The following is a 25,963-nucleotide window of genomic DNA, read 5'->3' on the forward strand; positions in this document are numbered from 1 at the left end:
GATCGATGACCGATCTGGACGTGACAAGCCATATCGACAACGGCACCACCGTCGTCGAGGTCAGCGGTGATGTCGATGTCTATTCGGCGGCCGTCCTGCGCGACGGGCTGGACCGGCTCATCGGCGCTGGGCGGACCCACTTTGTGCTTGACCTGGATGGCGTGACCTTCCTGGACTCCACCGGGATCGGTGTGCTTGTCGGCAGGCTGCGCCGGGTCCGGCTACAAGAAGGCAGCATCCACGTGGCGTGCTCGGTGCCCAAGATCCTGCGTGTCTTCTCGATCACCGGTCTGGACCAGGTATTTCCCCTGCATGAGAACGCCCCAGCCGCCATCGATGCGTGCCGGGCAGAGATGCAGCAGTCCGCGCCGGAGTGAGTTCGATGCCCCGGACTAGCCAGTTCCGGGCCCCCGGTCAAAAAGTTTTCCGCTCTCGGGAACACGATCCGTTAAGTCTGCGTTGGGCGAGGTGACTGACTGGTATGTATGCGCCCTTGCGGGTGCGTACAGGCGGCAGTTACCTTCAGAGAGTGGTCCAGCCAGGGCGCCACTGTCTCCATCTGAGCGTCTGTAGACCTTCGGGTGACAGGAGAAAAGCGGCATGGGCCTTGGTCAGAGCTCTTCCAGCGTGCGCACGCGATCGCAAACCCTGGGTTCGTCACCAGATCGCAATTGCGTAGCCGACGATGCGTCGTCCGGTCCGCCCGCTAGTGAGAGCGCCCCGGTCAGCCGGGAGGAACGCACCGAAGAACTGATGATCAAGGCGGCTGCTCTTGCCCATGACGTTGCCGCGCAACAGGCCTGCCTCGATGATGTCGTACTGCTGAACGCCCCGGTCGCTGAGGCCATCGCCAATCGCTATGCCTCGCGAGGCTTGGAATCCGATGACCTGGTCCAGGTGGCCTACCTCGGGTTGGTGAAAGCGGTCCAGGGCTACCGGGTGGGTGAAGGTCCCGGCTTCTTGGCCTACGCCGTGCCGACCATCTCGGGGGAGATCAAGCGCCACTTCCGCGACTTCGGTTGGATGGTGCGACCCCCGCGCCGCATCCAGGAGTTGCGTAGCGCGGTCGTGTCCTCATCCGCCGAACTTCAGCAGGCCCAGGGACGCCCCCCGACGCCGAGCGAGGTCGCCGCCAGTCTCGGTATCGACGTGGCGGACTTGGCCGAGGCCGAGATGGCGCGGGGCTGCTACACCGCCTTGTCATTGGACGCGCCCACCCACGACGAAGGTTCGCCCGCGCTGGGCGAGATGATCGTGGACGAGAACGACCCGTTCGGGCACATCGACAACATGGAGTTCCTCCGCCCGGCACTGGCCGCACTGAGCGAGCGGGACCGGCGAATCCTGCTGCTTCGGTTCGCGCGAGGAATGACCCAGGAGCAGATCGGCCACGAGATCGGTGTCAGCCAGATGCAGGTATCTCGCTTGCTGACGCGCATCCTCGACGGGCTACGTGAGCAGCTTGCCGATGAAGGCTTTGTCAGGGCAGGCGCGCGCTGAACTGGCCGAGGCGTGAAGACAGCGGAAAACCGGGGAGCGTCGCGTGAGTTAGGCTGACGGGCGGGCTAATTTGCCCGTTCTGTCGCCTTCGCGCAGCGCTCGTCCGATCAGCATGCCTAGGGGTTTTCATGGACGTTAAGGGCCCGGGCGCGCTCGTACCCTCAGCGGTCGACTTCGCGGAAGCCGCCCGACGGATGCGCCAACCAAACCTGCAGGCGACTGCACGACAGGCTTGCCGCTCGGCGCAAGAACTGCTCGGCTGCCCCGATGCGGTGATCTGCGTGCACCCGCGCAATGGCGAGGCTGACCCGTGGATCGGGGTTGGGGAACGAGCGCACAGGCTCACGCTCCTGCAGGTGGAATGCCACGACGGACCCCACGTGGGCGCGACTGAAGAGCAGACGGTCGTCATCGACGATGTGGCCGGGGAATCGAGATGGCCGCTGTGGTCGGCCCAGGCTGCCGCCCTGGGAGTTGCCAGCTATGCCTCCGTCCTCATCGGTGAGCGTCGTTCCCACTCAGTGTGGTTGGACCTGTACAGCGACGAACCCGGCTATTTCACCGCCCAACGAATGGAGCACGCCGGCGCTCTCGTGCTGCACGTGGCCTCGGCTTTGGAGGCTGCGTACACCGAAGAGGGGCTTCGGGATGCGGTGGAAGGGCGTCATCTCATCGGCGTCGCCCAGGGGCGTCTCATACAGCGCTACGGGCTCGAGATCGAACAGGCCTTCGCAGTGCTCAAGCGCTACTCCCAGGACAAGAACGTCAAGCTGCGGGTGCTGGCCCGGCACGTCGCCGAGACCGGAGAGCTTCCGGTGGAGAACGAGGATGGCTCCACTGCGCTCTCGTAGGCTGACCACATGAGAAGCGCGCTATTCGAAGAAGGGAACCTCGAGGTCTCCGGGGGGAGGTTCTCGCTGCAGAACCCGCAGATGCTGCGGGTGGCGCTCGGTGAGGACGTGCTGGCGGTCAAAGGATCGATGGTCGCCTACCAGGGGGCGGTGACTTTCGCGCACGAAAAGTCCGGAAGTATGGGGCGGCTGCTGAAGAAGGTCCTGACCAACGAAGACCTGCCGCTGATGCGATGCCAGGGACAGGGAGAGGTCTTCTTCGCTCACGAGGCGGGCCACGTCTATCTGGTGGAACTCGACGGAGACGGTCTGACGATCAACGGGCACAGCCTGCTTGCTTTCGATGCCGCCCTGGATTGGGACATCAAGCGGGTGCAGGGCGTGGGGATGTTCAGCGGGGGCCTGTTCAACACCGTGATCTCGGGACGCGGGGTGGTGGCGGTCAGTGCGATCGGCGCCCCGGTCGTGCTGGACACGAGCCAGCAGCCCACCTACGTCGACATCCAGTCCGCGGTGGGGTGGTCCTCTCACTTGCAGCCCCAGGTCGTCTCCAGCATGAATATGCGTTCGATGCTGCGTGGCGGCACCGGAGAAGCCTTCCAGTACGCCTTCCACGGGCCGGGGTTCGTGGTCGTTCAGCCCAGCGAAGGGCCCTCGCTCCCCAGCGCAGGTGCCGGCGGTTCGAACCGTTCCGGCGGCGGATTCCTCGAAAACCTCTTCGAGTGAGCCAGGCAGGCCGCGCCGGGGCGCTTCCGGCACTTCCCCCACCTCCACAGGTGGCCGAGGAACTGGTTCGTGGGTTGCGCGCGGACCTGCACACGCTCGGGTTCACCGTCGAAGGACTGGCCGACCTGCTGGGTCCGGCGGCCTCGGCGGCTTTGCACCGAGACCAGCTTCTGCCGGCGCGGCGGGTCCTGGCGCGTTCCCAAGCGCCGCTGGCGGCGCTGGCTGCGCTGTTCGCACTCGGCGATCAGGTGCCTGCTGACCGTCTTGACGCCGCCTTGCCCCGGGTGGGTGCTGACGGCTTGCGCGAACTGGGACTCGTGCTGGACGCGGAGCGTGCCGGGTGCGTTCGCGCTGCCTGTGATCTGCACCCTTACGGCGATGAGGAACACACCTGGTGGGTGGCCTCCGATCTGGGCGAGCTCCTCACCGGCGCTGCCCTGGACCCGGGGCACGTGCTGGGGGTGGGTGGGGCCTCGATGACGCTGGCGTCGTGGGCGCCGCGACCGCAGGTGGGGCGGGTCCTGGACCTGGGCACCGGGTGCGGGGTGCAGGCTTTGCACGCTTCGCGCCATGCCGAGCAGGTCGTGGTCACCGACGTCTCAACCCGGGCGCTGGCCTTTGCCCGGTTCAACGCCGCGATGGCCGGCCAGGTCTGGGATGTGCGAGCCGGTGACATGTTCGAACCGGTCGCTGGGGAACGCTTCGACCTCATCCTCAGCAACCCGCCGTTCGTGGTGACCCCACGGACGGCCGGTCTTCCCACCTATGAGTACCGCGATGGCGGGCGAGTGGGGGACGCCCTCGTGCAGGAGCTGGTGGCCTGCGTCGGGGACTACCTCGCGCCGGGCGGGATCGCCTGCTTCTTGGCCAACTGGGAGGTTGCGCCCGGCCAGGACTGGCGGCAGGTATGGGAATCCTGGCTGGCCGGAACCGAGCTCGACGCCTACGTGATTCAGCGGGAGATGCAGGACGTCGCTGAGTACGCCGAGATGTGGTCCCGGGACAGCGGCCAACTCCAGGGCGTAGACGGCGAACGGTGGTACTCCGCCTGGCTGGATGATTTCGAGGCACGCGGGGTGGAACGGGTCGGCTTCGGCGTCGTGGTGCTCGCCGCGCCGAGCCGTCCCCGCGCCGTCTGGCAAGACCTGGTGGAGGCCACGGGGCCGGTGGCGGCACCGATGGGTCCCTCGATCCTGGCCGCCATGCGCGCCCGCACCTGGCTGGCCGAGCACGACCAGGACGCGCTGCTGCAGGCGCGATGGAGTCTCGCCCCCGACGTCACCGAGGAAAGGCACAGTCGCCCTGGCGCTGCGGACCCCACGATGATCCTGTTGCGCCAAGGTTGCGGGTTAGGTCGCACGGTCCGGCTCGACACCGTCAGCGCCGCTTTCGTCAGCGTGTGCGACGGGGAGCTGAGCGCCCGTTCGGCCCTGGTCGCCATCGCCGCGCTGCTGGATCTGGATGCCGAAGCGGTGATCCAGGATGTGTACCCGACGCTGCGCGGCCTGGTAGCCGACGGCTTTCTCACGTTGAGTACCGGATAGGTCGAAGCGTCCCCGAGGCGTTACCGTGTGGCGAACCCCACCTCATCTGGCGGGGCAACGCAGGAGAGCGCGACGAATCCGCTGCTCTCGGGGAAGGAAGATGGACTGAGCGTGGCAGCAAGCGAACTGAAGCGGCTTGTCATCGTAGAGTCGCCAGCCAAGGCCAAGACCATTGCGGGTTACCTCGGTGCCGGTTACGAGGTGGAAGCCTCCGTCGGGCATATCCGCGACCTACCCAACCCCAGCGAATTGCCCGCCGACATGAAGAAGGGCCCGTACGGGCGTTTCGCTGTCGATGTGGACAACGGGTTCGACCCCTACTACGTCGTCGACGCCGACAAACGCAAGAAAGTCACCGAGCTCAAACGCCTGCTCAAAGACGCCGACGAACTCTTCCTGGCCACCGATGAGGACCGCGAGGGCGAGGCCATCGCGTGGCACCTGCTCGAGGTGCTCAAGCCCAAGGTGCCGGTACACCGCATGGTCTTCCACGAGATCACCAAGGAGGCGATCCAGCGGGCGGTCGGTCAGACTCGCGAGCTGGACGTGCACCTGGTCGACGCCCAAGAGACCCGGCGCATCCTGGACCGCTTGTACGGCTACGAGGTCTCCCCGGTGCTATGGCGCAAGGTGCGCCAAGGCCTGTCCGCAGGCCGGGTGCAGTCCGTGGCCACCCGGCTGGTCGTGGAGCGCGAACGGGAACGGATGGCGTTCCGGGTCGCTTCGTACTGGGACGTGACGGGCCGCTTCGATGCCGCTGGTGAGGCTTTCTCGGCCCGCCTGGCAGCTTTGGACGGTGCCCGGGTCGCCACTGGCCGTGACTTCGGCGATGACGGCCTGCTGAAGAACTCCTCCCTGGTCCACCTCGATGAGCAGGGCGCCACGGCGTTGGCCGAGGCAGCACAAGGTGCGGTTGCCAGCGTCACCGATGTGGCTGAGAAGCCCTACAGTCGCCGTCCTTCGGCGCCGTTCACCACCTCCACGTTGCAGCAGGAAGCCGGCCGCAAGCTGCGTCTGTCCAGCCGCAACGCGATGCGAGTCGCGCAGCGCCTGTACGAAAACGGCTACATCACCTACATGCGTACCGACTCCACCACGCTGAGCGATTCTGCCCTCACGGCCGCTCGCAGCCAGGCGCGTGACATGTACGGCGAGGAGTACGTGCCCGCCACCCCGCGCCGTTATGAGAAAAAGGTCAAGAACGCCCAAGAGGCGCACGAGGCGATCCGCCCGGCCGGTGACCGCTTCCGCACGCCGGCCCAGGTAGCGGGCGAACTGCGCGGTGAAGACTTCGCGCTGTACGAACTCATCTGGAAGCGCACCCTGGCCTCCCAGATGGCTGACGCCAAGGGTTCGACGGCCACCGTCAAACTCAGCGTGCCCACCTTGGGTGCCCAGATCGGCGGCAAAGCGACGCAGACGGCAGAGTTCTCCGCCAGCGGCACGGTCATCACCTTCCGCGGGTTCCTGGCCGCCTACGAGGAGGGCCGCGACGAGGAGCAGTCCGCTGTCGCTGCCGTGCGCGAGCAGGATCGGCGACTGCCGCAGCTCACCCGCGGCAACGACCTCAACGTCACCTCGGCGCAGGCTGACGGGCACGAGACGGCCCCGCCGGCCCGGTACACCGAAGCAACCTTGATCAAGGCGATGGAAGAGCTCGGCATCGGGCGACCCTCGACCTACGCCGCCACCGTCGCCACGATCCAAGACCGCGGCTATGTGGGACAGCGGGGAACCGCGTTGGTGCCGACCTGGCTGGCTTTCGCTGTGACCCGGTTGCTGGAGGAGCACTTCCCCAAGCTGGTGGACTACGAGTTCACTGCCTCGATGGAGGAAGACCTCGACGAGATCGCCCGCGGTGACCAGAAGCGTTCGGAGTGGCTGCGCCGCTTCTACTTCGGTGATGAGGCGAACTCGGCCGAAGGCCTGCGCAACCTGGTCGATCACCTCGGTGAGATCGACGCCCGCGCCATCTCCACGATCGACATCGGCGGCGGAATGGTCGTTCGGGTGGGGCGCTACGGCCCCTACGTCGAGGAAGTCGTGCCCGCTGGCGTCGACCCGGCCACCGGTGAGGTTGCGCCGGAGACGGTGGTCGGCGACGAGCCTGCCACGCCTCGACGGGCGACGATCTCCGATGAGATCGCACCCGATGAGATGACACCGGAGAAGGCCCGCGAGCTGTTGGAGACGGCCTCGGACGACGGCCGATCCCTGGGCCAGCACCCCGAGACCGGCCGCGAGATCATCGCCAAGGCAGGACGTTACGGCCCCTACGTCACCGAGGTGCTCAGCGACGAAGAAGCCGCGCTGAAGGGCAAGAACAAGATCAAGCCCAAGACGGCCAGCCTCTTCAGCGACATGGAGCTGTCCTCCATCGAACTCGACACGGCGGTGAAACTGCTCAGCCTGCCCCGCACCGTCGGACAGGACGCCGAGGGCATCCCGATCACCGCGCAGAACGGGCGGTATGGCCCGTACCTGAAAAAGGGCACCGACTCCCGCTCGTTGACGAGTGAGGCGCAGATCTTCGACATCACCCTCGAGGAAGCGCTGGCGATCTACGCCCAGCCCAAGCAACGCGGCCGGGCAGCTGCCAAGCCGCCGCTGGCAGAGCTGGGGGAGGACCCGGTGAGCGGTCGCCCGGTAGTGGTCAAGGACGGCAGGTTCGGCCCGTACGTCACCGATGGGGAGACGAACGCGACCCTGCGCCGCGACGACGACCCGGAGACGATCACCGCGGCTCGCGGCTTCGAACTGCTGGCCGAGAAGCGAGCCAAAGGCCCGACCACGCGCCGCAAGAGCACGGCCAAGAAGAGCACCGCGAAGAAGAGCACAGCCAAGAAGAGCACCGCGAAGAAGAGCACCACCAAGAAGAGCACTGCCACCAAGAGTGCGGGAACCAAGACGGCTGGCGCCAAGAAGAGCACTGCGACCACCACGGTTGAGTGAACCCGGTTCAGCGCCGCAGCGGACAGCTGCGGCGCTGAACCGCGCGCAGGCAGTTGCCGCGGTTGCAGCGCCAGTGGCCCGTCCCGACTGGGAAGATGCGGCCATGACGATCTCATGCAGCGGTCTGTACCGGTACCCGGTCAAAGCCGTAGGCGGCGAGGCGCTGCGCAGCGTCGCCGTCACCGCCCGCGGGCTCGAAGGCGATCGCGCCTGGGCCGTGCACGAGGCAGACGGTCGGTTGGCAACCGGAAAGAACGGACGCCGGTTTCGGCGCCGCGACGCCTTGTTCGAATTGCGTGCCAGCACCCGCGGCGATGAGGTGCATGTCGTGGGCCCCGGTGACAGCTCCTATCTGGCCGGAGGCCCCGAAACCGATACGGCGCTCAGCGCTCTGCTGGGGGCGCCGGTGGGGTTGCGCCGCGAAGAGGACGGCAGCCACTTCGACGACAGCCCGGTCAGTCTCGTGGGCAGCGCATCGCTGCGCGCCGCCGCGCAGCTGCTCGGCCAAGACGAACCGCTGGCCCCCACCCGGATACGGGCCAACCTCGTCCTGGACACCGTGGAGCCTTACGCGGAGGAGGGTTGGCTCGGCCGCCGCCTCGGCTTGGGTTCGGCGGTGTTCGTGGCCACAGAACCCATCGTGCGCTGCCGCATGGTCGACATCGCCCAGGTGGGGCTGCCCGCCCAGGCCGGGCTGTTGCGAGCGCTGGGCCAGCACCGCCAAACCTGCCTGGCGATCTACCTGCGGGTTCAACGGCCTGGCCACGTGCAGGTCGGCGACCAGTTACGGCTGCTGTAGGTGCGCGTGCCACTGAGGGGTCGGTGAATCACCGCTGCTACCAACGCAGCCCTAATCAGTACGTCTGACTTGCTCAAGGCGGGGGAGGCCGGTGCCGATCAGAAGCCTGGATGAAAGGGCCGTCAGGCCACCGAACAACCACGAAGGTATTCAGACATGGACGTCGCTGCACTCGCGCAAACTATTCTCAGCAGCCGGACCGCCGCCGCCTATCAGGACGCGCAGGTCTCCCTGCTGAAGAAGTCGATGGACACCCAACAGGCGGCCGCCTCCAAACTGATCGAGAGCATGTCCCTGCCGCTGGCCAGCGAAGGACCGCTGGGTACTCAGGTGAACACCTACGCCTGATCACGTGGACTGCCGTAGCGTGGCGGGGTGAACCTCGAACTTGAGTCCGCTGGTATCCCTGCTTGGTACGCCCCGCTGGTCGAGGCGGGTTCACCGCTGACGATCGCGCAGCTTGGGCAGAGCCTGGATGGGTTCATCGCTTCACGTACCGGGGACGCCTGTTACGTCACCGGCCCTCAAGACCGCTGCCATCTGCATCAGCTTCGTTCGCTGGTGGACGCGGTCGTGGTGGGTGGCGCCACCGTCACGATGGATAACTCACGCCTGACTGTGCGGGCCGTCCAGGGTCGCCACCCGGTGCGGGTCGTCCTGGACCCTCGCGGCAGGATCCCCGCGGACTCGCACGTGCTCACCGACCCGATCGCTCCTACCCTTTGGATCGTCGGTTCCCGCGCCCCCGAGCCGGGCCCGTTGGCCGCCCACGTGGATGTGGTGCGGCTTCCGGTCCGTGACGTTCTGCCGCCGCAACTGGTCCTGGAGGCATTGCACAGCCGGGGTTTGCAGCGCGTTCTCGTTGAGGGTGGAGGCCGGCTGGTGTCCGCGTTCGTCTCGGCCAGGCTCATCGATCGGCTTTACGTCACCACGGCCCCGCTGCTCATCGGCGACGGGGTGCCGGGCCTGCGGTTCACCGGAGCCGACGCGCTCGCCGATGCCTTGCGCGGGCCCTCACGGCGCTTGATGCTCGGCGATGACGTCTGCACCGAGATCGTGTTGACGCCCTGAGACGAACAGCCCGCACACCCCCGGCAGCACCGAGACCAGCGCGAGCAACCCGTAGGCGATCGACACGCCCAAACCTGTAGCTCCGCCGACACCGGCCATCTCGGCAGCGTAGGCAGCAGCCCCTTCGCGCGGGCCCCAACCTCCGAGGTTGATCGGCACCGACATACCGCCGAGCGCGACGCACCCGACCTGGAAGGCGGTCTGTCCCGGCCCCAGAAGCCCGGTCGAGGACGCCGCCAGCAGGAACATCGTCAGGTAGATCGCCCAGCCGAGCACGGACAGGGCAAGCACACTAGCCACCGCCTGTCCCGAGAGCCGCCGCAGAGACGGGATTGCCGCAGCCAGCGCCAGCACCGCTATCCCGGCGACGATCCACGGCAGCGCGCCGCCCGGAGTGAACCGGAACAGGGTCGCAGCTGCGGCGCCGACCACGACGGCGGTACCGCACAGCCGTTCTCCCAGCACCGAACCCAGACTGCTCTGCCACGGCTGACCGGCCCGTCCGCGGCGCACCGCGCGCAGCGCGTCACCGGCCAGACCTCCGGGAAGCACCGCGTTGAGGAAGGCTGCCTCGTAACAGCGCAGCACCGCAGAGCGCACACTCATCGTGTCGCCCAGACCGGCGGCGACCACGCGCCAGCGCAGCCCGGCCACCGTCGCCCCGCCTGCCCCCAATGCCAGGGAGGCCAGGATCGTGACCGGGTTCAGGACGCGAGCGGCCACGCCCAGATCGACCGAGCCGAAGCGGCGCCACAGCAGGGCGAACAGCAGCGCCACGGCGAGGCTTTGCGCGATCCCAGAGATGACCGCGCGCGAGTTCATCGGTCCTTGGCGTCGTTCGCGTGGGCCGGCAGCACCAGGAGGTCTTCGTGATCGACCACCAGGGCCAGGGTGCCGGCACGTGCTTGTTTCAGACGGCGCCGCAGCCACGCGGTGGCGACATCCTCCAGTTCGGGGCGCACTTCCAGTGCGGCTGTGACCCGGTCGGTGAGGAAGCGTTCGATGAGGGCTTCGTGGTGGGCGGCCAGCCGCCAGGGGGTGTGCGCGCGCACCACCTCAGCCCCCAGCTCCTCGCACCGCGCAGCCAAGTGCCGGGCCGCGTCCGGTCCGGCCAGGTCGTTGCGTCCCTGATGGGCGTCGAAGGCGGACTGGATCTGGGGGTCTACCTCGTCGGCGGGGGCGTAGCTGACCCCGCCGGTCACGGTGAGGCTGAGCAGCGCCGGGGTGCGGGTCTGGATGAGGACGTCGGCAAGGTCGTCCAGTTGCTCATAGCTCAACAGATCCAGCAACGCCGAGCAGGTCACGACGCGCGCCTGGTCCTGGTCCTGGTCCAGCAGTTCAGGCAGGTGGGAGACCTCAGCGACGACGCGCTGGCCGGATCCCTGCATCGGGTGGTGCAGCAGGTCCGGGTCGTGGTCGACCAGGGTCCAGGTGGCCGGGAAGGGCAGCCGGGGCGCCAGCCAGCTCTGGTTGGCGCCGGTGCCCGCACCCAGGTCGATCACGTGCACGCTGTGGCGGCGGCTGGCTTGCGGGCTCGCCTGCAGGTGACGCCACAGCCGGGTCAGGAGTCGCTGCGTGCCTTCGCGGGCGCCCTCGTCGGCTTCCCGGCGCAGCGCCAGCCAGTCGGCGGCGATCGGACGCACGGGGTGTTCGGGGTCGATCACGCGAGCTCCTTCTGCAGGTCAAGAGCAGTCTGGTGCCACGGGTGGAGCCGGTCTCGACGAACGAGCGCGCGGTCACGCCATCTGGCACGGGTCTGCGGGTTTACCAGCCAGTCTCGCAGGGCGGCGGCGATGTCGCCGCTTGCTCGGCAATCGACGGCGAGGCCGGGGGCGCCGGCCGGGTCATCGCCGTGGAATGCTTCCACGGCTCCGGTGCCGTCCGCGACCAGCGTCGGGATGCCGTGGGCGTGAGCTTCGGTGATCACCATGCCGAAGGTCTCTGCCAGGGAGGGCAGGACGAGCAGGTCGGTGCGGGCCCACTCCTGCTCCAGGGCGGCCCCGGTGAGGGCCCCGGGCATTCGGACCCGCCCGGGCGGTGTCGCCTGCAGCACCGCCGCCAGCTCGCGGGCCTCCCTGGGGTCGCCCGAGGGTGGGCCGACGAACGCCGCCGACCAGTCCAGGTCGGTGAGGTCGGCCAACGCCCGCACCAGGGTGGCGTGGTTCTTGCGGGGGGTCAACGAGGACAGCACGAGCAGGTGCGGCGGGTCGCTGCCGACGGCCACGGGGGCGATGTCGACGCCGGGCACGGCCACGGCGGCTCGGACGCCGTAGCGGCGCCATAAGTCGCGGGCGGCCCAGTTGCTCGTGGCCACGACCCGGGAGGCGGCAGTCAGTGCGCGGCGTTCCCACCGGGCCAGGTCGTGGGGCTCTTGCGCGCCGAGCCCGACCTCGGCAGGCAGCGGCAGGTGCACCAGCAGCACCACCGTTCGCCCTGCCGCGGTTGCCTGCTCGATCTGGGCGGGGCAGCAGCATCCGATCAGCCCGTCCAGCAAGGTGAGTTCGGCTTCGCTCAGGGCGGCCGCCAGGCGCTGCCTGGCGGCATCGTCCGGGCGCGGCCAGGCCCCCTCCAACTCGAGCACGTCGATAGGGTTGCCGAGTTCGCGTAGGGCCCGGGCCACCCGAGCGTTGTAGCGGTGTCCTCCGCTGGGTGTGGCGGCCCGGGGGAGGACGAATCGGCTCACGCTCCGGTGAGGTCGTGGGTGTAGGAGGCCCAGGCGTCGGGGTTCTCGCGCAGCAGCACCTGCACACTGGCGAAGGGGGCGGTGTCGATGTTTTCCACGAGTCGCTGCGCGATGTGCGCGGCGACCACCTCGGTCGTGGAGAGTCGCCCGGCGAAAGCGGGATGCTCGTCGAGGTTGCGGTAATCCAGGTCGTCCAGCACCGCGCGCAATGCGGTGGTGGCGGCGCCGATGTCGATGACGACGCCGTGCTCGTCGAGGTCGGGGCGATTCCAGGTCACCTCGACCACGAACGTGGCGCCGTGCAGTCCTTGGGCGGGGCCGAAGAACGGGTCGGGCAGGCTGTGGGCGATCATCACGTGGTCGCGGACGGTCAGGGTGTACATGGTTCTCCTTTGATCAGGGGTAGCTGACGATGTGGCACACGGCAGCGGCGCGCCCGGTGGCTACCGCGTCCATGACGGTCGGCAGCTCGTCGAAGGGCACCGGGCCGGTGAGCAGCGCGTCGAATGTCGGGTCGGCCAGCGCCGCCACGGCGGTCGCCATTCGCTCGGCGTGGGTGCGGCGGGCACGACGCGCCGCGCTGACGGCCCCGACCTGGCTGGAGCGGATCCGCAGTCGGCGAGCGTGGAAATCGGCCCCGAGCGGCACCCGGGGCGCGGCGGTGCCGTACCAGGACATCTCGATGAGTTCGCCCTCGTCGCCGAGCAGTTCCAGGCCGCGCGCCAAGCCCTCCTCATGGGCGGAGCAATGGAAGACGAGGTCACAACCCGCGGTGGCTTCCTGCGGCGGCGCCCACGCGACGTCCAAGGCTGCGGCCAACTGCGAACGTTGCGGATCGGGGTCGATGAGTTCCAGCCGTTGCAGGGGAAAGCGGCGCAGCAGCGCGGCCAGCGTCCCGCCGATCATTCCCGCCCCGACCACCGCGATGCGATCGCCGAACCTGGGCCCGGCATCCCAGAGGGCGTTGATCGCTGTTTCGGCGGCACCGGCCAGGATGGCCCGCTCGCTGGGCACCTCGTCGGGGATGAGCGTGAGCGCGCTGGTCGGCACCACGTAGCAGTCGGCGTGTGGGTACAGGCAGAAGACCCGTTTCCCCTGCAGCTGCGCCGGACCCTGTTCCACGACCCCGACCGATAGGTAGCCGTAGTGCACCGGGCCGGGCAGTTCCCCTTGCTGGAAGGGGGCTCGCATGAGTTCGCGCACCTCCGGCGGCACCAGACCCCGGTGCACGAGCGACTCGGTGCCGCGGCTGATCCCCGAGAACAGGGTGCGGACCAGGGCTTGCCCCTCGCCGGGTGGGTCCAGGGTGGCGGTGCGTATCTCGCCCTGCCCCGGCTGGGTGGTCCAATAGGATCGACTCTCCATGAGGGCGATTCTGTCGGTAGGACGCATCGCATGCGCGGTGGAAGAACCGGAACGTGCCGCGCCGCTGCGTGACGCCGCTCTCACTGCCGTTTTTGCCCTGGTGCTGTGCGGCGGTTTGGCGCTGACCTACGGCCCGCCCGGCCGGTTGGGGCTGCTCACGCTGGCTCTGGGCTTGCTGCTGCCTGCGGGGGCGATCACCGCGGTCCTGCTGCGTCGGCCGCGTAGTTGCAGTCCGGCCGATCAAGTCACGCTGGCGCGTGCGGCGGTCGCCGGTGGCTGCGCCACTTTGTTCGCCGGGGCGTTGCTGGCGGGAACCCCCGTCCTGACTTGGCAGCTGTTCGTGCTGGGAGTGACAGCGCTGGTGTTGGACGCGGTCGACGGGCTGGTGGCGCGGGCCACCGGCACGTCCTCGGCGGCGGGGGCACGTTTCGATATGGAGACCGACGCCGCCGTCCTGCTGGTGCTCTCGGTTGTCATCTCGGTGGCGCTGGTTCCGTGGGCGTGGCTGATCGGGGCGATGCGCTACGTATTCGCCGGTGTCGCGGCCGTGCATCCGCCCTGGCGTGCGCCGCTGCCGCCGCGGCCCTCGCGACAGGTGATCGCCGCCGGGGCGGGGGTGGCGATCGGGATCGCGCTGGCGCCGGTGGTCGACGCAGAGATCGCACGGGTGGTGTTGGGGGCGGCGGTCGCGGCGCTGCTGTATTCCTTCGGCCGGGATGTGCTGGATCTGGAACGGCGCGCCCGGCGGCGGTGAGCAGGACGTGGCCCGCCGGCACGTCCAGTATGGGCGGCGGCAAACAGGCCCCGTTCGTCTGGCTTAGGCTCGCGGTGTGAGTCAGGTCGAGGACAAGCGAGACAACCCGGCAGCGGGCCGAGCGGAGGCCGCAGGCCCGCCGGAGCAGCTACCTCACGTCGAGTCACCCGCGGGCGTCGACCAGGCGGGGGCTGCGGGCGCTGCCGGGGTGTTCATCGCCTTCGAGGGTGGGGACGGGGCTGGGAAGTCGACCCAGCTGCAGGCGCTGGTGTCGTGGCTGCGCACCCAGGGCCGTGAGGTGGTCGCCACCCGCGAACCCGGTGGCACCGAACTGGGCTGCACCATCAGAGATCTGCTGCTTCACGGCGGGGAGGTCGCGGCGCGCGCCGAGGCGTTGTTGTTCGCGGCGGACCGTGCCCAGCATGTGGCGACGCTGGTGCGCCCGGCGCTGCAGCGTGGGGCGGTCGTGGTGACGGACCGCTACATCGACTCCTCAGTGGCCTATCAGGGGGCGGGGCGTGCGCTCGCGCCCCAGGAGATCCTGGATCTGTCGCACTGGGCCACCCGCGGGCTGGTGCCGGACCTGACGGTGTTGCTCGACGTGGATCCGGACACCGGCCGTGCTCGCCGCAGCGGGGATGACCGGATGGAGGCTGCCGGCGGCGAATTTCACGCCAGGGTGCGCGCGCACTTCGTGTCCCTGGCCCAGGCGCATCCGCAGCGCTATCTGGTCCTGGACGCCGGTGCGGCGCCCGAAAGCATCGCGCAGGCGGTGCGCGAGCGGGTCCAGGAGTTACTCGGGAAGCGCTCGGGAGCGGGCGCCGAGCAGTCTCCCGGTGGGCCGGGGATGCCCTGATGAGTGTGTGGGACGACTTGGTCGGCCAATCTCAAACGGTCGCCACTCTGTCGCGGGCGGCCGGCAACCCGGCCGCAATGACCCACGCCTGGCTGTTGACCGGGCCGCCGGGTTCTGGACGTTCCAACGCCGCCCGCGCTTTCGCCGCAGCGCTCAACTGCGCCGAGCAGGGGTGCGGGCACTGCCGCGAGTGCCGCACCAGCCTGGACGGTACCCACGCAGACGTCACCGTGGTGGCCACCGAAGGGTTGTCGATCCGGGTCGAGGATGCGCGACGGCTGGTAACGGAAGCTTCGCACCGCCCCTCGGTGGGGCAGTGGCGGATAGTCATCATCGAAGACGCCGACCGGCTCACCGAACGGGCCGCGGACGCCTTGCTGAAGGCGCTGGAGGAGCCGGTGACCCGCACAGTCTGGGTGTTGTGTGCGCCGTCGCTGGAAGACGTCATCATCACCATCCGCAGCCGCAGCCGTCATGTGCGCTTGCGCACGCCACCTGCGGATGCGGTCGCGGACCTGCTGGTCCGCCGCGACGGTATCGACCCGGCGATGGCGATGTACGCGGCCCGGGCCGCGCAGAGCCACATCGGACTGGCGCGGCGACTGGCTCGCGATGAGGGAGCGCGTATCCGCCGCCGAGACGTCGTGCGAATGAGTGGACGCATCCACACCGTGCCGGACGCCATCGGCGCCGCCGCAGACCTGGCCGCCATCTCCACCGAGGAGTCGACGGCTTCCACCGGTGAGCGCGACGCCGCCGAGCGGGCGCGGCTGCTGGAGACCCTGGGGGCTGACCCCGGCGCCCGCACGCAACCGCCGCACATCCGTTCTCAGCTCGCCTCGCTGGAGAAGGAGCAGAAGGCGCGTGCCACCAGGCTCGCCCGCGACGTCGTCGACCGCTCGTTGATCGACTTGCTCTCGATCTACCGAGACGCGCTCGTCATGCGTTTCGGGGCCCCGATCGATCTGGTGAACGAGGGGTTGCGCTCGGACGTGGAGTCGTTGGCTCGGGCGATGAACCCTGAAGAGCTGCTGGCGGCGATGACCGCGATCGGCACCGCCCGGGAAAGAATTGACGCCAACGTGCCGCTGCTGTTGGCCTTGGAGGCGATGGCTGTTTCGTTGCGTCTTCCGCGTCGTTGAGCCGGTAACCAGTACCCCGGATGTGCCGTACCCGGCAAGGGTCTGTGACCTCGTGGGTCCGGGCGAAGTGGGTGCTGGTCAGCGCTGGCAGGTACCGTTACGCGCTAGATGCACCGCTCCTTCGGCGGGGCGGGTGTGAAGGAGGAACCGGTGCAGGTACGCGGGATCAAAGCGCTTCAAGCGGCGATGGCGAGTCTGATTCTGATGACGGGAACCGCAGGATGCACGGTGCCGCCGCCGAACAAGGCAGCCCCGGCACCCGGGGCACTGGCGGCGACCCAGCCGCCGGAGGGCCAAGAGGATCTGGCGCGGTTCTACGAGCAGAAGCTGGACTTCACCGAGTGCGGCGACGCCGGGGAGAGCAAGGCCTCCTGTGCCTGGCTCGAGGTTCCGATGGACTACGACAAGCCCGACGGCGAGACGGTGAAGCTACGGGTGTTGCGGGTCCAGGCCCGCGGGGGCAAAGCGAAGAAGAGCCTGCTGGTGAACCCGGGCGGCCCGGGGGGCAGCGCGGTGGAGTACGCCCGCGCCGCCGACTTCATCGTCTCCCCGAAGATCCGTCGCTCGTTCGATGTGGTCGGTTTCGACCCGCGCGGTGTCGGCGAATCCTCGCCGATCGTGTGCGTCGGCCCGCGTGAGGTCGACGCGATGATCGCTACCGACCCCACGCCTGATGACGCTGAAGAGTTGGACGCGCTACGGGCCAACGCCGAGGAGTTCGGGAAGGCCTGCCAGGAGAAGTACCCCGAACTGCTCGAACATGTCTCCACAGTGGACGCCGCTAAAGACATGGATGTACTGCGGGCGGCGTTGGGGCAGGCCAAGCTGAGCTACCTCGGCAAGTCCTACGGCACCTTCCTCGGGGCCACCTATGCCGGTCTCTTCCCCTCGCGGGTCGGGTCGATGGTGCTGGACGGGGCGATCGCGCCCGACCTGAGCAACGAGGAGATGAACCTCGGACAGGCGGTCGGTTTCGAGACCGCCACCCGCGCCTATGTGCGCGCCTGCATCAGCGACGGAGACTGCCCCCTCGGCAACGATGTCGAAGAGGGCATGAAGCAGCTGCGGCAGCTTCTGAAGGACATCGATGAGCGCCCGCTGCTGGTGGATGAGGACGTGCGGGTCACGAAGCTGACCGAGGGATGGGCCAGCACCGGGTTGGCGCGTGCCATGTATGAGCAGGAGCTGTGGGGCGGGCTCACCGATGCGTTGCGGGAAGCCAAGGAAGGCAACGGCGATCTGCTGTTCGCGATGGCTCGCGAGTACGCCGACCGTGACGAACAAGGCAAGTACGCCGGTAACATCATGCAGGTGATCTCGGCGGTGAACTGCTTGGATCGTCCGGCCACCAGGCCCAGCGACAAGGAGTTGGAAGCGCGCGTCGAGGAGTTCCGCAAGGCTGCTCCGACCTGGGGCCCTTCGATGGCGTTGGGTTCCTCGACCTGTGAGACCTGGCCGGTGAAGTCGCCCTATAAGCCGGAGAAGATCACTGCGGCCGGTGCCGGACCGATCGTGGTCGTCGGCACCACTCGCGACCCGGCCACCCCCTACGAGTGGGCGCAGCGCCTGGCTGACCAGCTGGAATCCGGTCGCCTCATCACCTTCGACGGTGACGGCCACACGGCGTACATGCGTAGCAACGCCTGCGTCGACAACGCGGTGGACGCCTACCTGAGCAGCGGCAAAGCCCCCAAGGATGGGCTGGCCTGCTGAGGAAGCGATTTTGGGAACTGCCCTGGCGCCTGCGTATACTTGACAGGCACGCAATCGCGGCGTGCATGCCGCTTTAGCTCAGTCGGCCAGAGCGATTCACTCGTAATGAATAGGTCGTCGGTTCGATTCCGACAAGCGGCTCAGGCAAGGCCCTCCACTTCGGTGGGGGGCCTTTTCTGGTGCGCCGATCTTCTCGCGCCGCCAATTGGCAGTGACGGCTCGCGGGCAGAGTTGCGGGGGCTTAGGCGCGGGGGTTGCGGGCTTCGTCCTGGGTCAGGATTCGTTCGAAGCGGGTGCCTGGTTCGATGACGATGACGTCGGAGCCGGTGGGGACGCCGTGTTCGCGGAAAGCGGCCAAGACTCGGGCGATGACTTCGTGGGTGGCTTCGCGGGTCTCCAGCTGGGTGGCTCCGGACCAGAACCGCAACTCGATATGCACCGTGGTGGTGCCGATCTCGGTCAGCAGCGCTCGCGGAGCAGGAGTGTCCATCACCAGCGGTTCGTCCAGCATCGCCTGCTCAGCCACCTGGCACGCACGGCGAAGGTCCGTGGCGTCGTCCACATCCAAGCCGACGCTCGTACGCACCTGCTCGAACCCGGTCTGCACCGTCACCATCTGCGAATGCAGCACCGCGTTCGGGATCAGCACCAGACGACCGTCGAAGGTGCGGATCGCGCTGGAGGTCAATCCCATCGAGACGATCGTGCCCCGATGATCCCCCACACTCACCTGATCGCCCACCCGGAAACGGTCCCGGGCCAGCAGCACGATCCCGGCGAACATATTGCCCAGGACTGTTTGAAAAGCGATACCGGCAGCGATGGAGACAACACCGACACCGCCGAGGATGTCCACCGGTTTCACGCTGGGGAACATGATCGTCAAACCAGCCAGGATGCCTACCGCGACGACCAGCCAGGCAGCCAAGCGGCCGAAGACAGCCGCTGAAGCCGGACCACGACCCCGCCACAACAACAGGTGGCGCACCGCGAAACGAGCGATGAGAGAAAGGACGACACCGGCTGCCACCGCCGAAAGCCCCAAGCCTGCGCCCGCCCATGTGACCGGGGGAAGATCCACTGTGATCATCCGACACTCTCCAATGGGCCGTCGACGTCCTGGCGAACCCGACGGATTGCCGGGAGATAACGCTGCAGAGAAACATCCTCCAGGTCATCCAGCATGACCCGAAGCCGCCGCGGAACCTGCAACGAACCCTTGCCATAGTGGTTGATCTCGGCCACCGCCAAATCGATGAGATCTTCGATCGACTGCGGCGGATGAACGACCCGGACGTTACCGTCCTCATCGGCGATGAACGAGCTCGGGGTTGTGCGACCCACCAGGCAGCGCAGGACGCGGTGCAATTCATTGATGCACTGCACAGCCGTGGTCGGGTCGTTGATACCCGGGGAGAGCGCGCGCTCGGCAATATCGACAAGCTGGCGGATACCGAAGGCGACGTCCTGCCACATCTGCCGCTCTGCGCCCAGACCGATGAAACCGTAGAGCTTTTCCTGCTCATCCTGGTCCAACTCACTGATTCCCCACAACCGCATCAGCTTCTGACCTTCGGCCAGGAACATTCCCACCGGACGATCGACGGTGATGACGATGTCGCGTTCCTTGGCGAAACCGGTGAGCCGGTCATAGTCGATATAGGTGATCTGACCATGCCGTTTGCTGGTGCTCACCTCGACCCGGGGAGTGTCCGGGGGTGGGGACCAGGTGGGTCCGGCAATCGAAGAGCCATCGGCCGTTTCGGGATACATCTTGTCCGCAAGGGCCAGGGTGTGATCGCCGATCCCGGAGATGACCTCACAGACCTGGATCGAGTTCGTGATGTGGTGGATGAAGGCCAGGAAACACCCGACACTGCACAACACCAGGACGAAGGCGATCGTGACCGAAAGTTGCGGCACGAAGGTGGCGGTGTCGCCGAAATCCCCCATCACCGAGCGGGTGACGGTCAACGCGAAGACGAAACTGGCGGTGAAGACACCCAGCGTCGCCTGGGTGATCCGGCTGTCCAGGAAGGAGCCCAATACTCGCGGGGTGAATTGGCTGCTCGCCAACTGCAGGGTCACCATGGTGATCGAGAACACCAGACCGGTCATTGAGATCATGCCGGTGGCGATGGTTCCGAGCAGGCCGCGCGCCCCCTCCGGGCCGCCTTGGAAGACGTACGGAATCGTGGGCGTCAGCCAGGATTCCAACCACGGGATGATGATTCCTGCCGCCACGGCCGCCACCACGCTGGCGACCGGGATAGCCCAGAACGGCATCCACATCTTGGTCCACCACGAAGAGCCCTCCACCTTGGGAGTTCTGCCCCCTGCGCGGGTGCTGGTCTCTCTCGGGTTCACTACCGCACCTCGTTCGGGCGTAGACAATCGGGCAGGGCGGATGCTTTCTTGCTGCCGTTCACTGTTCCATCGTCCTCGACCGGGCCCACGACGCCAATCCGGGACTGCCATAACCGCCCCGAAAGGTGCGGGGCCGGCGCCGGGAAACCCCATCCAGACGCTTGCGCGGCTGCGCGATAGCTGCGTTGGGGGCAGGTAGGAAAGGACGACTGTGACCACGCCCACAGATGTCTGTCAGTCTTGGGGTGCCCGGCGGGCAGCGACGATGGGGCCGCATCACGTCGGTACGCGCGTCATTGACAGCCCTTCAGCGAGAGCAAGGAGGCCCCCGTGCCGGAATGCGTCGAGGTCGTCATCACCGGTCCAACCCCTGAATGGGCAGAAGACCTTGCACAACTCCTCGTCGAGGAGCGCCTTGCAGCCTGCGTGCACATCGTGCCCGAGATGCGCTCGGTCTACCGGTGGGAGGAAGAGATCAATGACGACCCGGAAACCCGCTTGAACGTGCATACCCGCGCCGAGCTCGTCCCGGCGCTGACCGATCGGGTGTGCGCACTGCATTCCTATGACGTGCCATGCGTGATGGCACTGCCCATCGTCGGCGGGCTGCCCAGCTATCTGCAATGGGTCATCGACAACACCCGCGACGCCTGAACTGTGCCCACGCGTTCAAGCCCCGGCAGGACCGGGGCTTGAAACGGTTACCGCGACAATCTCAATGCGCGTGCGGCGAAGGCCAACGGCTCGTCGTGACACCGTTGTCCACGGCGCGCTGCACTGCCTCTTCGATGATCCGCTCGGCGGTCTCTTTACCGGCCCAGTGGGCGCCGACGACGGACTTGCCCGGCTCGAGGTCCTTATAGGTCTCGAAGAAGTGCTGAATCTCGAGACGGTCGAACTCGCTGACGTCTTCAAGGGCCTGCATGTGCTCTACCCGAGGGTCCTTGGCGGGGACGCACAGGATCTTGTCGTCACCGCCGGCCTCATCACGCATGTGGAACATGCCGATGGCGCGGCACTCGATGAGCACGCCAGGGAAGGTGGGGGAGTCCAGCAGCACGAGTGCGTCCAGCGGGTCGCCGTCTTCACCCAGGGTGTCCTCGATGTAACCGTAATCACTCGGGTACTGGGTGGAGGTGAAGAGCATCCGGTCGAGTCGAATACGTCCCGTCGCATGATCGACCTCGTACTTGTTGCGCTGGCCCTTGGGGATTTCGACGGTGACGTCGAAGTACTTGGGCTGGGCAGCCTCGTTGCTGGTCATCCGAGCGGGCCTCCTTGAAAGTGACACGTAAACTCAAACGACAGCATGTCACGAGGAGCCGGTGCAGGTGGGCGGACCGAGCGGGGAAACGGGGAGAGGTTGAACAGGCGCGCATCCGTTGCGGCCGTTGTCGCGGCTCTGGTCGCCGGATACGGCGCGGCAGACGTGGCCGACCTCGTACCCGGTGTCCTGACCCGGGCGCCTGCCCCAGCCGCCGCGCCGAACCGGTCGGCGCCGCCGCCGTCCGACGACCAGAGCCAGACACCGGCGCCGCAACCACTGGCAGATCTCGACCCGTCAGCGCCGACGCCCAGCACACAAGGTCTGGCCGCAGCCGTAGCCGGCCCGTTACGCGACCCGGCGCTGGCCGGGGGGATCGGGCTGGACATCCGCGACGGGCTCAGCGGCGCCTCGCTGCTGTCGGTGGACGCCGAACGTCCTCGCGTGCCGGCCTCCACCGCCAAGTTGCTCACCGCCGCAGCGGTCGCGCACGGCGGCGATCTGAATTCGCGCCTGTTCACCCGAACCGTCGGCTCACCCGGCGTGATCACCTTGGTCGCCGGTGGGGACACGCTGCTGGCCCCCGGCGCCGGAGACCCGGGGGCCACCGCCGGTCACGCCGGGCTCGAAGATCTCGCCGCTGCCAGCGCCCGAGCACTGACACAGGCCGGGACCAGCACGGTTCGGCTCCACCTGGACGACACCTACGCTCGCGGGCCGCTGGCCGCCTCGGGCTGGGGAACCGGGGACCTGCGAAGCGGTTTCACCGGGCCCGTCGTAATGCTGGGGATGACGACACAGCGGTCGCTGCCCGGGCACCCTGCGCCGGCGGACCCCCCGCTGGCGACGGCAGCGGCCTTCACCCAAGCGTTGCGCAGGCACGGGGTCACGGTTCAGGGGCCGCCCACCCGCGAGGCCGCGCCTGCGGACGGGGTCGAACTGGCCCGGGTGGAATCGGCGCCGCTGCGGGACGTGCTCGGGTTGGCGTTGCTGGAATCGGACAACGCGCTGACGGAGATCGTGGCGCGAAGCACCGCCGTGCAGGCCGGAACGCAACCCACCTTCCCGGCTGTCGCGGGGTGGGTGCGCGAGCAACTCGGGGCGCTCGGTGTTCCCTTGACCGGGGTCACCCTCAGCGACGCCTCCGGACTTTCCCGCAGCACCAAGGTCCCGACCCGGGCCGTCGCTGATGTCGTCTCGCTCGCGGCCTCGGCTCGGGCGCCGGCGCTGGCCGCAGTCCTGGATCAACTTCCGGTCGCCGGGCTCACCGGCACGTTGGCCTCCCGCTACCTCAGCGTCCCGACGCAACCGGCTGCCGGGGTGGCCCGGGCCAAGACGGGCACCCTGACCGGGGTCACTTCCCTCGGCGGGACCGTGGTGGATCGGGATGGGCGGCTGCTTGTCTATGCGTTGATCGCTGACGGGGTGACGCCGCAGGGAACGCTGGAGGCACGCGCGGCGTTGGACCGCGTGGTCGCCGCGCTGGCCGAGTGCGGCTGCCAGACGCCGACGAGGGGAACTCCATGACGAACGAGCCGACGACGCACTCTGCTGAGATGACGCTTTCTGAGCAGCCCGCTCGCTCCTTCATCGACTGGGACTTCGCGCGGGCGACCGCCCGCCGACTCGCCCCTCCCGGCCCGAAGATCTCTGCCCAAGAAGCGCGCGCGGCCGTTGATGAGTTGCGGGCGGCGGCAGCCCGGGCGCACGGCCCGGTTGCCGAAACGGCCCGCCTGCACACCCCGCCGGACACTCCGGACGCGCTCGTCGTGGACCGTCCGACCTGGGTTGACGTGAATATCAGCTCCTTCAGCGGCCTGATGGACCCGGTCGTGGCGAAGCTGCTGGAGCGTCCCGGGCGGCCGATGCCGCAGGCGATGCGCTTCGTCGGCGGCAAGGCCACCGGCACCGAGGTGGGCACCCTGCTGTCATTCCTGTCGACCAAGGTCTTGGGCCAGTACGACATCGCTCCCGGCCGCCCCGCGCAGTACGCCCGGCTGCTGCTGGTGGCGCCCAATGTGGTCGAGGTGGAGCGTGAGCTGGGGCTCAACCCGAGTGACTTCCGGTTGTGGGTATGCCTGCACGAAGAGACGCACCGGGTGCAGTTCACCGCCAACCCGTGGCTGCGCGATCACATGGCCCAGGCCAGCCGGAGCGTGCTGAGCGAACTGGCGCCTGACATGGACACCCTCACCGAGCGGTTGCGGATGATCGCCACCCAGTTGCCGGAGGCGATGCGGCGCGGCGGGACCGGCCTGCTGGGCCTGATCGCCACCCCTGAGCAGCAGCGGCACATCGCCGAGGTCACCGCGTTCATGGCCCTGCTGGAAGGGCACGCCGATGTGGTGATGGACGACGTGGGCCCGGCCATCGTGCCGAGCGTGGAGACGATCCGAGCCAAGTTCGACCGCCGCCGCGAAGGCATGGGGCCGGTCGACATCATCATCCGTCGCCTGCTGGGTCTGGAAGCGAAGATGGCCCAGTACCGCGACGGTGCGGCTTTCGTGCGGGGGGTCACCAGCAAGGTGGGCGTCGACGGGTTCAACGCCGTCTGGACCTCGCCGCAGACACTGCCCACCCCGGAGGAGATCAGCGACCCGGCCCGCTGGGTCGCCCGCGTTCACGGCTGATGAGCGGCCCGGCCCGCTCCGTCGCCGCGACGCGCGTTGCGGTCCGCAGGTGCCTGTCGCAACTGCAGGTCGGGCCGCAGGAATGCGTCCTGGCCGCGGTCAGCGGCGGCGCCGACTCACTAGCCCTAGCCGCTGCGCTGGCTTTCGAGGCCCCCCGCGCGGGGTTGTCAGCGGGGGCGGTGCTCGTCGATCACGGCCTGCAGACAGAATCCGCCCAGGTCGCCGAACACGCCGCCGACACCTGCCGCAGCCTGCGCCTGGAGCCGGTCGTCGTCGTCTCCGCCACGCTGGCCGATGAAGGTTCGGGCGGCCCGGAGGCGCGGGCCCGACAAGGGCGTTACGAGGCGATCGAAGCGGTCGCCGAGCGCACCGGGGCCGTAGCGGTCCTGCTCGGACACACCCGCGACGACCAGGCCGAACAGGTGCTGCTCGGGCTCGCGCGCGGCTCCGGCGCCCGCTCGCTGGCCGGTATCCCGCCGGCGCGCGGCCTGCTGCGCCGTCCATTCCTGGACCTGCCCCGACAGGTCACCGAATCGGCTTGCGCCGAGCAAGGGCTCAGACCCTGGCAGGACCCCCACAACAGTGACCGGCGCTACGCGCGGGTGCGCGCGCGGGCAGCACTGGAACTGCTGGAGGCCGATCTCGGCCCAGGGATCGGCGCCGCCCTGGCCCGTTCGGCCAGTTTGCTGCGCGATGACGCTGACGCGCTGGACGATCTTGCCGCGGCTGCAGCCGACCAACTGGGCCCGGGGCCGTGGCCGGTCACGGAGTTGGCCGAGCTCGCACCAGCGGTGCGGCGACGGGTGTGGCGCTTGCTCGCCCGCGCCGCCGGCAGCCCCATCGCCGATGTCAGTGCCGAGCACGTCGAGGCGTTGGAAGGCTTACTCGTGCGCTGGCGCGGGCAAGGCGGGGTGGCGTTGCCGGGCGGGCGTGTGGGGGTCCGCGTTCACGCCTCGGGGGGAGCGACTGTACGCATCGACTCCCCGGCCCGATAGCCTCGCAGGGTCGGCAGTCAGCCGCCGCGTATCGGGCAAACAGGAGGAATCGTGGACGTCGAGCACATGGAGGGCGACCTGTCGGAGGTGTTGCTCACCGAGCAACAGATCCTGACCCGGCTCGATGAACTCGCACAGGACATCTGGCGGGATTACGAGGGCAAGGACCTACTGCTCGTGGGCGTGCTCAAAGGCGCGGTCCTCGTGGTGGCCGACCTCATCAGGGCGTTGCCCGGCAGTGCACCGATGGACTGGATGGCCATCTCGTCCTACGGCTCGGGCACCAAGAGTTCGGGTGTGGTGCGGATCCTCAAGGACCTTGACACCGATATCACCGACAAACACGTCCTCATCGTCGAAGACATCATCGACTCCGGCCTGACCTTGAGCTGGATCAAGGCCAACCTCGCTTCTCGTAAGGCTGCCTCGGTCGAGATCTGCACGCTGTTGCGTAAGCCGGACGCCGTCAAGGTCGATGTCGGGGTCAAGTACGTCGGGTTCGATATTCCGAACGAGTTCGTAGTCGGCTACGGGCTGGACTACAACGAGCGATACCGGAATCTGCGCTGCGTCGGCACCCTCGCACCGCACGTCTATTCCTGAGCCAACGGGCCAGGTCTCGGAACCCCGCTGCGACCTCGCGCGTTGTGCAGGGGCGCTGCGGGGGCGGTGTTACCGTCGGGTCGATCGTGCAGCGCCGACCACGAGCGATGTCGGCACGTAGAGCAGGAGGAAAGGGGCCAGCGACCCC

General features: G+C 68.1%; 26 protein-coding genes and 1 tRNA gene. 19 read left to right on the forward strand and 8 right to left on the reverse strand.

What is annotated here, in order from left to right; translation table 11 throughout:
* Positions 1 to 5 precede the first annotated feature (5 nt).
* The 9 genes from G9V96_RS11965 (at position 6) to G9V96_RS12000 (ending at position 9,443) form a co-directional block, all read left to right on the forward strand.
* Positions 6 to 377 carry an STAS domain-containing protein gene (locus G9V96_RS11965; RefSeq protein WP_168583227.1) on the forward strand — a complete coding sequence of 124 codons (372 nt, stop codon included), beginning with the start codon at positions 6 to 8 and terminating at the stop codon, positions 375 to 377.
* Positions 378 to 753: 376 nt separating this feature from the next.
* Positions 754 to 1,500, forward strand: coding sequence for a sigma-70 family RNA polymerase sigma factor (locus G9V96_RS11970; RefSeq protein WP_226913297.1), 747 nt, complete (start codon positions 754 to 756; stop codon positions 1,498 to 1,500).
* Positions 1,501 to 1,628: 128 nt separating this feature from the next.
* Positions 1,629 to 2,351 carry a GAF and ANTAR domain-containing protein gene (locus tag G9V96_RS11975; protein ID WP_168583229.1) on the forward strand — a complete coding sequence of 241 codons (723 nt, stop codon included), beginning with the start codon at positions 1,629 to 1,631 and terminating at the stop codon, positions 2,349 to 2,351.
* A 9-nt stretch (positions 2,352 to 2,360) separates the two neighbouring features.
* Positions 2,361 to 3,077: an AIM24 family protein gene (locus G9V96_RS14990; protein WP_210424404.1), complete on the forward strand. Its 717-nt coding sequence runs from the start codon at positions 2,361 to 2,363 to the stop codon at positions 3,075 to 3,077.
* Positions 3,074 to 4,621, forward strand: a complete 1,548-nt coding sequence (locus G9V96_RS11980) for a DUF7059 domain-containing protein (RefSeq protein ID WP_226913298.1) — start codon at positions 3,074 to 3,076, stop codon at positions 4,619 to 4,621. Before G9V96_RS14990 ends, G9V96_RS11980 begins: the two co-directional genes overlap by 4 nt.
* Positions 4,622 to 4,732: 111 nt before the next feature.
* Positions 4,733 to 7,573, forward strand: a complete 2,841-nt coding sequence (topA, locus tag G9V96_RS11985; protein ID WP_168583231.1) for a type I DNA topoisomerase — start codon at positions 4,733 to 4,735, stop codon at positions 7,571 to 7,573.
* Positions 7,574 to 7,676: 103 nt separating this feature from the next.
* Positions 7,677 to 8,372: an MOSC domain-containing protein gene (locus G9V96_RS11990; RefSeq protein WP_168583232.1), complete on the forward strand. Its 696-nt coding sequence runs from the start codon at positions 7,677 to 7,679 to the stop codon at positions 8,370 to 8,372.
* 156 nt (positions 8,373 to 8,528) lie between these two features.
* Complete coding sequence (locus tag G9V96_RS11995; protein WP_168583233.1) at positions 8,529 to 8,720, forward strand: YjfB family protein; 192 nt, start codon at positions 8,529 to 8,531, stop codon at positions 8,718 to 8,720.
* Between the two features lie 27 nt (positions 8,721 to 8,747).
* The gene (locus tag G9V96_RS12000) at positions 8,748 to 9,443 is read left to right on the forward strand and encodes a RibD family protein (protein ID WP_168583234.1); all 696 of its coding nucleotides are present in this window, start codon (positions 8,748 to 8,750) and stop codon (positions 9,441 to 9,443) included.
* On the opposite strand, the gene G9V96_RS12005 is transcribed toward G9V96_RS12000, so the two are convergent.
* Genes G9V96_RS12005 through G9V96_RS12025 form a run of 5 tightly spaced genes read right to left on the reverse strand, consistent with a single transcriptional unit; the run spans position 9,387 to position 13,491 of the window.
* The gene (locus G9V96_RS12005) at positions 9,387 to 10,265 is read right to left on the reverse strand and encodes a lysylphosphatidylglycerol synthase domain-containing protein (protein ID WP_168583235.1); all 879 of its coding nucleotides are present in this window, start codon (positions 10,263 to 10,265) and stop codon (positions 9,387 to 9,389) included. The genes G9V96_RS12000 and G9V96_RS12005 overlap by 57 nt on opposite strands.
* Positions 10,262 to 11,107, reverse strand: a complete 846-nt coding sequence (locus tag G9V96_RS12010; protein WP_168583236.1) for an SAM-dependent methyltransferase — start codon at positions 11,105 to 11,107, stop codon at positions 10,262 to 10,264. The genes G9V96_RS12005 and G9V96_RS12010 overlap by 4 nt, the downstream gene beginning before the upstream one ends.
* The gene (locus G9V96_RS12015) at positions 11,104 to 12,126 is read right to left on the reverse strand and encodes a glycosyltransferase family 4 protein (RefSeq protein WP_168583237.1); all 1,023 of its coding nucleotides are present in this window, start codon (positions 12,124 to 12,126) and stop codon (positions 11,104 to 11,106) included. The genes G9V96_RS12010 and G9V96_RS12015 overlap by 4 nt, the downstream gene beginning before the upstream one ends.
* The gene (locus G9V96_RS12020; RefSeq protein WP_168583238.1) at positions 12,123 to 12,509 is read right to left on the reverse strand and encodes a 6-pyruvoyl trahydropterin synthase family protein; all 387 of its coding nucleotides are present in this window, start codon (positions 12,507 to 12,509) and stop codon (positions 12,123 to 12,125) included. Before G9V96_RS12020 ends, G9V96_RS12015 begins: the two co-directional genes overlap by 4 nt.
* 13 nt (positions 12,510 to 12,522) lie before the next feature.
* Positions 12,523 to 13,491 carry a zinc-dependent alcohol dehydrogenase gene (locus G9V96_RS12025; RefSeq protein ID WP_168583239.1) on the reverse strand — a complete coding sequence of 323 codons (969 nt, stop codon included), beginning with the start codon at positions 13,489 to 13,491 and terminating at the stop codon, positions 12,523 to 12,525.
* Here G9V96_RS12025 and G9V96_RS12030 point away from each other — a divergent pair.
* The 5 genes from G9V96_RS12030 to G9V96_RS12050 all read left to right on the forward strand — a co-directional run bounded on the left by G9V96_RS12030 (position 13,490) and on the right by G9V96_RS12050 (position 18,097).
* A complete protein-coding gene (locus G9V96_RS12030; RefSeq protein WP_210424405.1) occupies positions 13,490 to 14,245 on the forward strand; it encodes a CDP-alcohol phosphatidyltransferase family protein in 756 nt (251 codons plus the stop codon). The two genes, G9V96_RS12025 and G9V96_RS12030, sit on opposite strands and share 2 nt — an antisense overlap.
* 208 nt (positions 14,246 to 14,453) lie before the next feature.
* Positions 14,454 to 15,101 carry a dTMP kinase gene (tmk, locus tag G9V96_RS12035; RefSeq protein ID WP_210424521.1) on the forward strand — a complete coding sequence of 216 codons (648 nt, stop codon included), beginning with the start codon at positions 14,454 to 14,456 and terminating at the stop codon, positions 15,099 to 15,101.
* On the forward strand, positions 15,101 to 16,243 hold the full coding sequence (locus G9V96_RS12040; protein ID WP_168583241.1) for a DNA polymerase III subunit delta': 1,143 nt from the start codon (positions 15,101 to 15,103) through the stop codon (positions 16,241 to 16,243). Before tmk ends, G9V96_RS12040 begins: the two co-directional genes overlap by 1 nt.
* Positions 16,244 to 16,447: 204 nt before the next feature.
* Entirely contained in the window at positions 16,448 to 17,956 is a 1,509-nt protein-coding gene (locus tag G9V96_RS12045) for an alpha/beta hydrolase (RefSeq protein ID WP_226913299.1), read from the forward strand.
* 67 nt (positions 17,957 to 18,023) lie between these two features.
* A tRNA-Thr gene (locus G9V96_RS12050) sits at positions 18,024 to 18,097 on the forward strand.
* Positions 18,098 to 18,197: 100 nt separating this feature from the next.
* Here G9V96_RS12050 and G9V96_RS12055 read toward each other — a convergent pair.
* Positions 18,198 to 19,046 carry a mechanosensitive ion channel family protein gene (locus tag G9V96_RS12055; RefSeq protein WP_168583243.1) on the reverse strand — a complete coding sequence of 283 codons (849 nt, stop codon included), beginning with the start codon at positions 19,044 to 19,046 and terminating at the stop codon, positions 18,198 to 18,200.
* The gene (locus G9V96_RS12060) at positions 19,043 to 20,323 is read right to left on the reverse strand and encodes a DUF2254 domain-containing protein (RefSeq protein ID WP_226913300.1); all 1,281 of its coding nucleotides are present in this window, start codon (positions 20,321 to 20,323) and stop codon (positions 19,043 to 19,045) included. Before G9V96_RS12060 ends, G9V96_RS12055 begins: the two co-directional genes overlap by 4 nt.
* Positions 20,324 to 20,653: 330 nt before the next feature.
* On the opposite strand from G9V96_RS12060, the gene cutA reads away from it, so the two are divergent.
* A complete protein-coding gene (gene cutA / locus G9V96_RS12065; RefSeq protein ID WP_168583245.1) occupies positions 20,654 to 20,977 on the forward strand; it encodes a divalent-cation tolerance protein CutA in 324 nt (107 codons plus the stop codon).
* A 61-nt stretch (positions 20,978 to 21,038) separates the two neighbouring features.
* On the opposite strand, the gene G9V96_RS12070 is transcribed toward cutA, so the two are convergent.
* On the reverse strand, positions 21,039 to 21,587 hold the full coding sequence (locus tag G9V96_RS12070) for an inorganic diphosphatase (protein ID WP_168583246.1): 549 nt from the start codon (positions 21,585 to 21,587) through the stop codon (positions 21,039 to 21,041).
* Positions 21,588 to 21,686: 99 nt separating this feature from the next.
* Here G9V96_RS12070 and dacB point away from each other — a divergent pair, with 99 nt between their 5' ends.
* The 4 genes from dacB to hpt are packed head-to-tail and all read left to right on the forward strand — an operon-like array spanning position 21,687 to position 25,815.
* Positions 21,687 to 23,114, forward strand: coding sequence for a D-alanyl-D-alanine carboxypeptidase/D-alanyl-D-alanine endopeptidase (dacB, locus tag G9V96_RS12075; protein WP_168583247.1), 1,428 nt, complete (start codon positions 21,687 to 21,689; stop codon positions 23,112 to 23,114).
* Positions 23,115 to 23,143: 29 nt separating this feature from the next.
* Positions 23,144 to 24,217, forward strand: a complete 1,074-nt coding sequence (locus G9V96_RS12080; RefSeq protein ID WP_210424406.1) for a zinc-dependent metalloprotease — start codon at positions 23,144 to 23,146, stop codon at positions 24,215 to 24,217.
* The gene (tilS, locus tag G9V96_RS12085; protein ID WP_168583249.1) at positions 24,217 to 25,212 is read left to right on the forward strand and encodes a tRNA lysidine(34) synthetase TilS; all 996 of its coding nucleotides are present in this window, start codon (positions 24,217 to 24,219) and stop codon (positions 25,210 to 25,212) included. Before G9V96_RS12080 ends, tilS begins: the two co-directional genes overlap by 1 nt.
* A 51-nt stretch (positions 25,213 to 25,263) precedes the next feature.
* Positions 25,264 to 25,815 (forward strand): hypoxanthine phosphoribosyltransferase, encoded by a 552-nt coding sequence (hpt, locus tag G9V96_RS12090; RefSeq protein WP_168583250.1) that lies wholly within the window; start codon positions 25,264 to 25,266, stop codon positions 25,813 to 25,815.
* Positions 25,816 to 25,963: the final 148 nt, after the last annotated feature.

This window comes from Gephyromycinifex aptenodytis (assembly GCF_012277275.1).
GTDB classification, from domain to species: Bacteria; Actinomycetota; Actinomycetes; order Actinomycetales; family Dermatophilaceae; genus Gephyromycinifex; species Gephyromycinifex aptenodytis.

Coding starts and splice junctions, on each gene's coding strand:
- G9V96_RS12020 (WP_168583238.1), bottom strand. CDS start 12,509: ATGTACACCCTGACCGTCCGCGACCACGTGATGATCGCCCACAGCCTG.
- G9V96_RS11995 (WP_168583233.1), top strand. CDS start 8,529: ATGGACGTCGCTGCACTCGCGCAAACTATTCTCAGCAGCCGGACCGCC.
- G9V96_RS11975 (WP_168583229.1), top strand. CDS start 1,629: ATGGACGTTAAGGGCCCGGGCGCGCTCGTACCCTCAGCGGTCGACTTC.
- G9V96_RS12045 (WP_226913299.1), top strand. CDS start 16,448: ATGACGGGAACCGCAGGATGCACGGTGCCGCCGCCGAACAAGGCAGCC.
- G9V96_RS11970 (WP_226913297.1), top strand. CDS start 754: ATGATCAAGGCGGCTGCTCTTGCCCATGACGTTGCCGCGCAACAGGCC.
- G9V96_RS12005 (WP_168583235.1), bottom strand. CDS start 10,265: ATGAACTCGCGCGCGGTCATCTCTGGGATCGCGCAAAGCCTCGCCGTG.
- G9V96_RS12070 (WP_168583246.1), bottom strand. CDS start 21,587: ATGACCAGCAACGAGGCTGCCCAGCCCAAGTACTTCGACGTCACCGTC.
- G9V96_RS12025 (WP_168583239.1), bottom strand. CDS start 13,491: ATGGAGAGTCGATCCTATTGGACCACCCAGCCGGGGCAGGGCGAGATA.
- G9V96_RS12055 (WP_168583243.1), bottom strand. CDS start 19,046: ATGATCACAGTGGATCTTCCCCCGGTCACATGGGCGGGCGCAGGCTTG.
- tilS (WP_168583249.1), top strand. CDS start 24,217: ATGAGCGGCCCGGCCCGCTCCGTCGCCGCGACGCGCGTTGCGGTCCGC.
- G9V96_RS14990 (WP_210424404.1), top strand. CDS start 2,361: ATGAGAAGCGCGCTATTCGAAGAAGGGAACCTCGAGGTCTCCGGGGGG.
- G9V96_RS11965 (WP_168583227.1), top strand. CDS start 6: ATGACCGATCTGGACGTGACAAGCCATATCGACAACGGCACCACCGTC.
- G9V96_RS12030 (WP_210424405.1), top strand. CDS start 13,490: ATGAGGGCGATTCTGTCGGTAGGACGCATCGCATGCGCGGTGGAAGAA.
- G9V96_RS11990 (WP_168583232.1), top strand. CDS start 7,677: ATGACGATCTCATGCAGCGGTCTGTACCGGTACCCGGTCAAAGCCGTA.
- G9V96_RS12040 (WP_168583241.1), top strand. CDS start 15,101: ATGAGTGTGTGGGACGACTTGGTCGGCCAATCTCAAACGGTCGCCACT.
- G9V96_RS12080 (WP_210424406.1), top strand. CDS start 23,144: ATGACGCTTTCTGAGCAGCCCGCTCGCTCCTTCATCGACTGGGACTTC.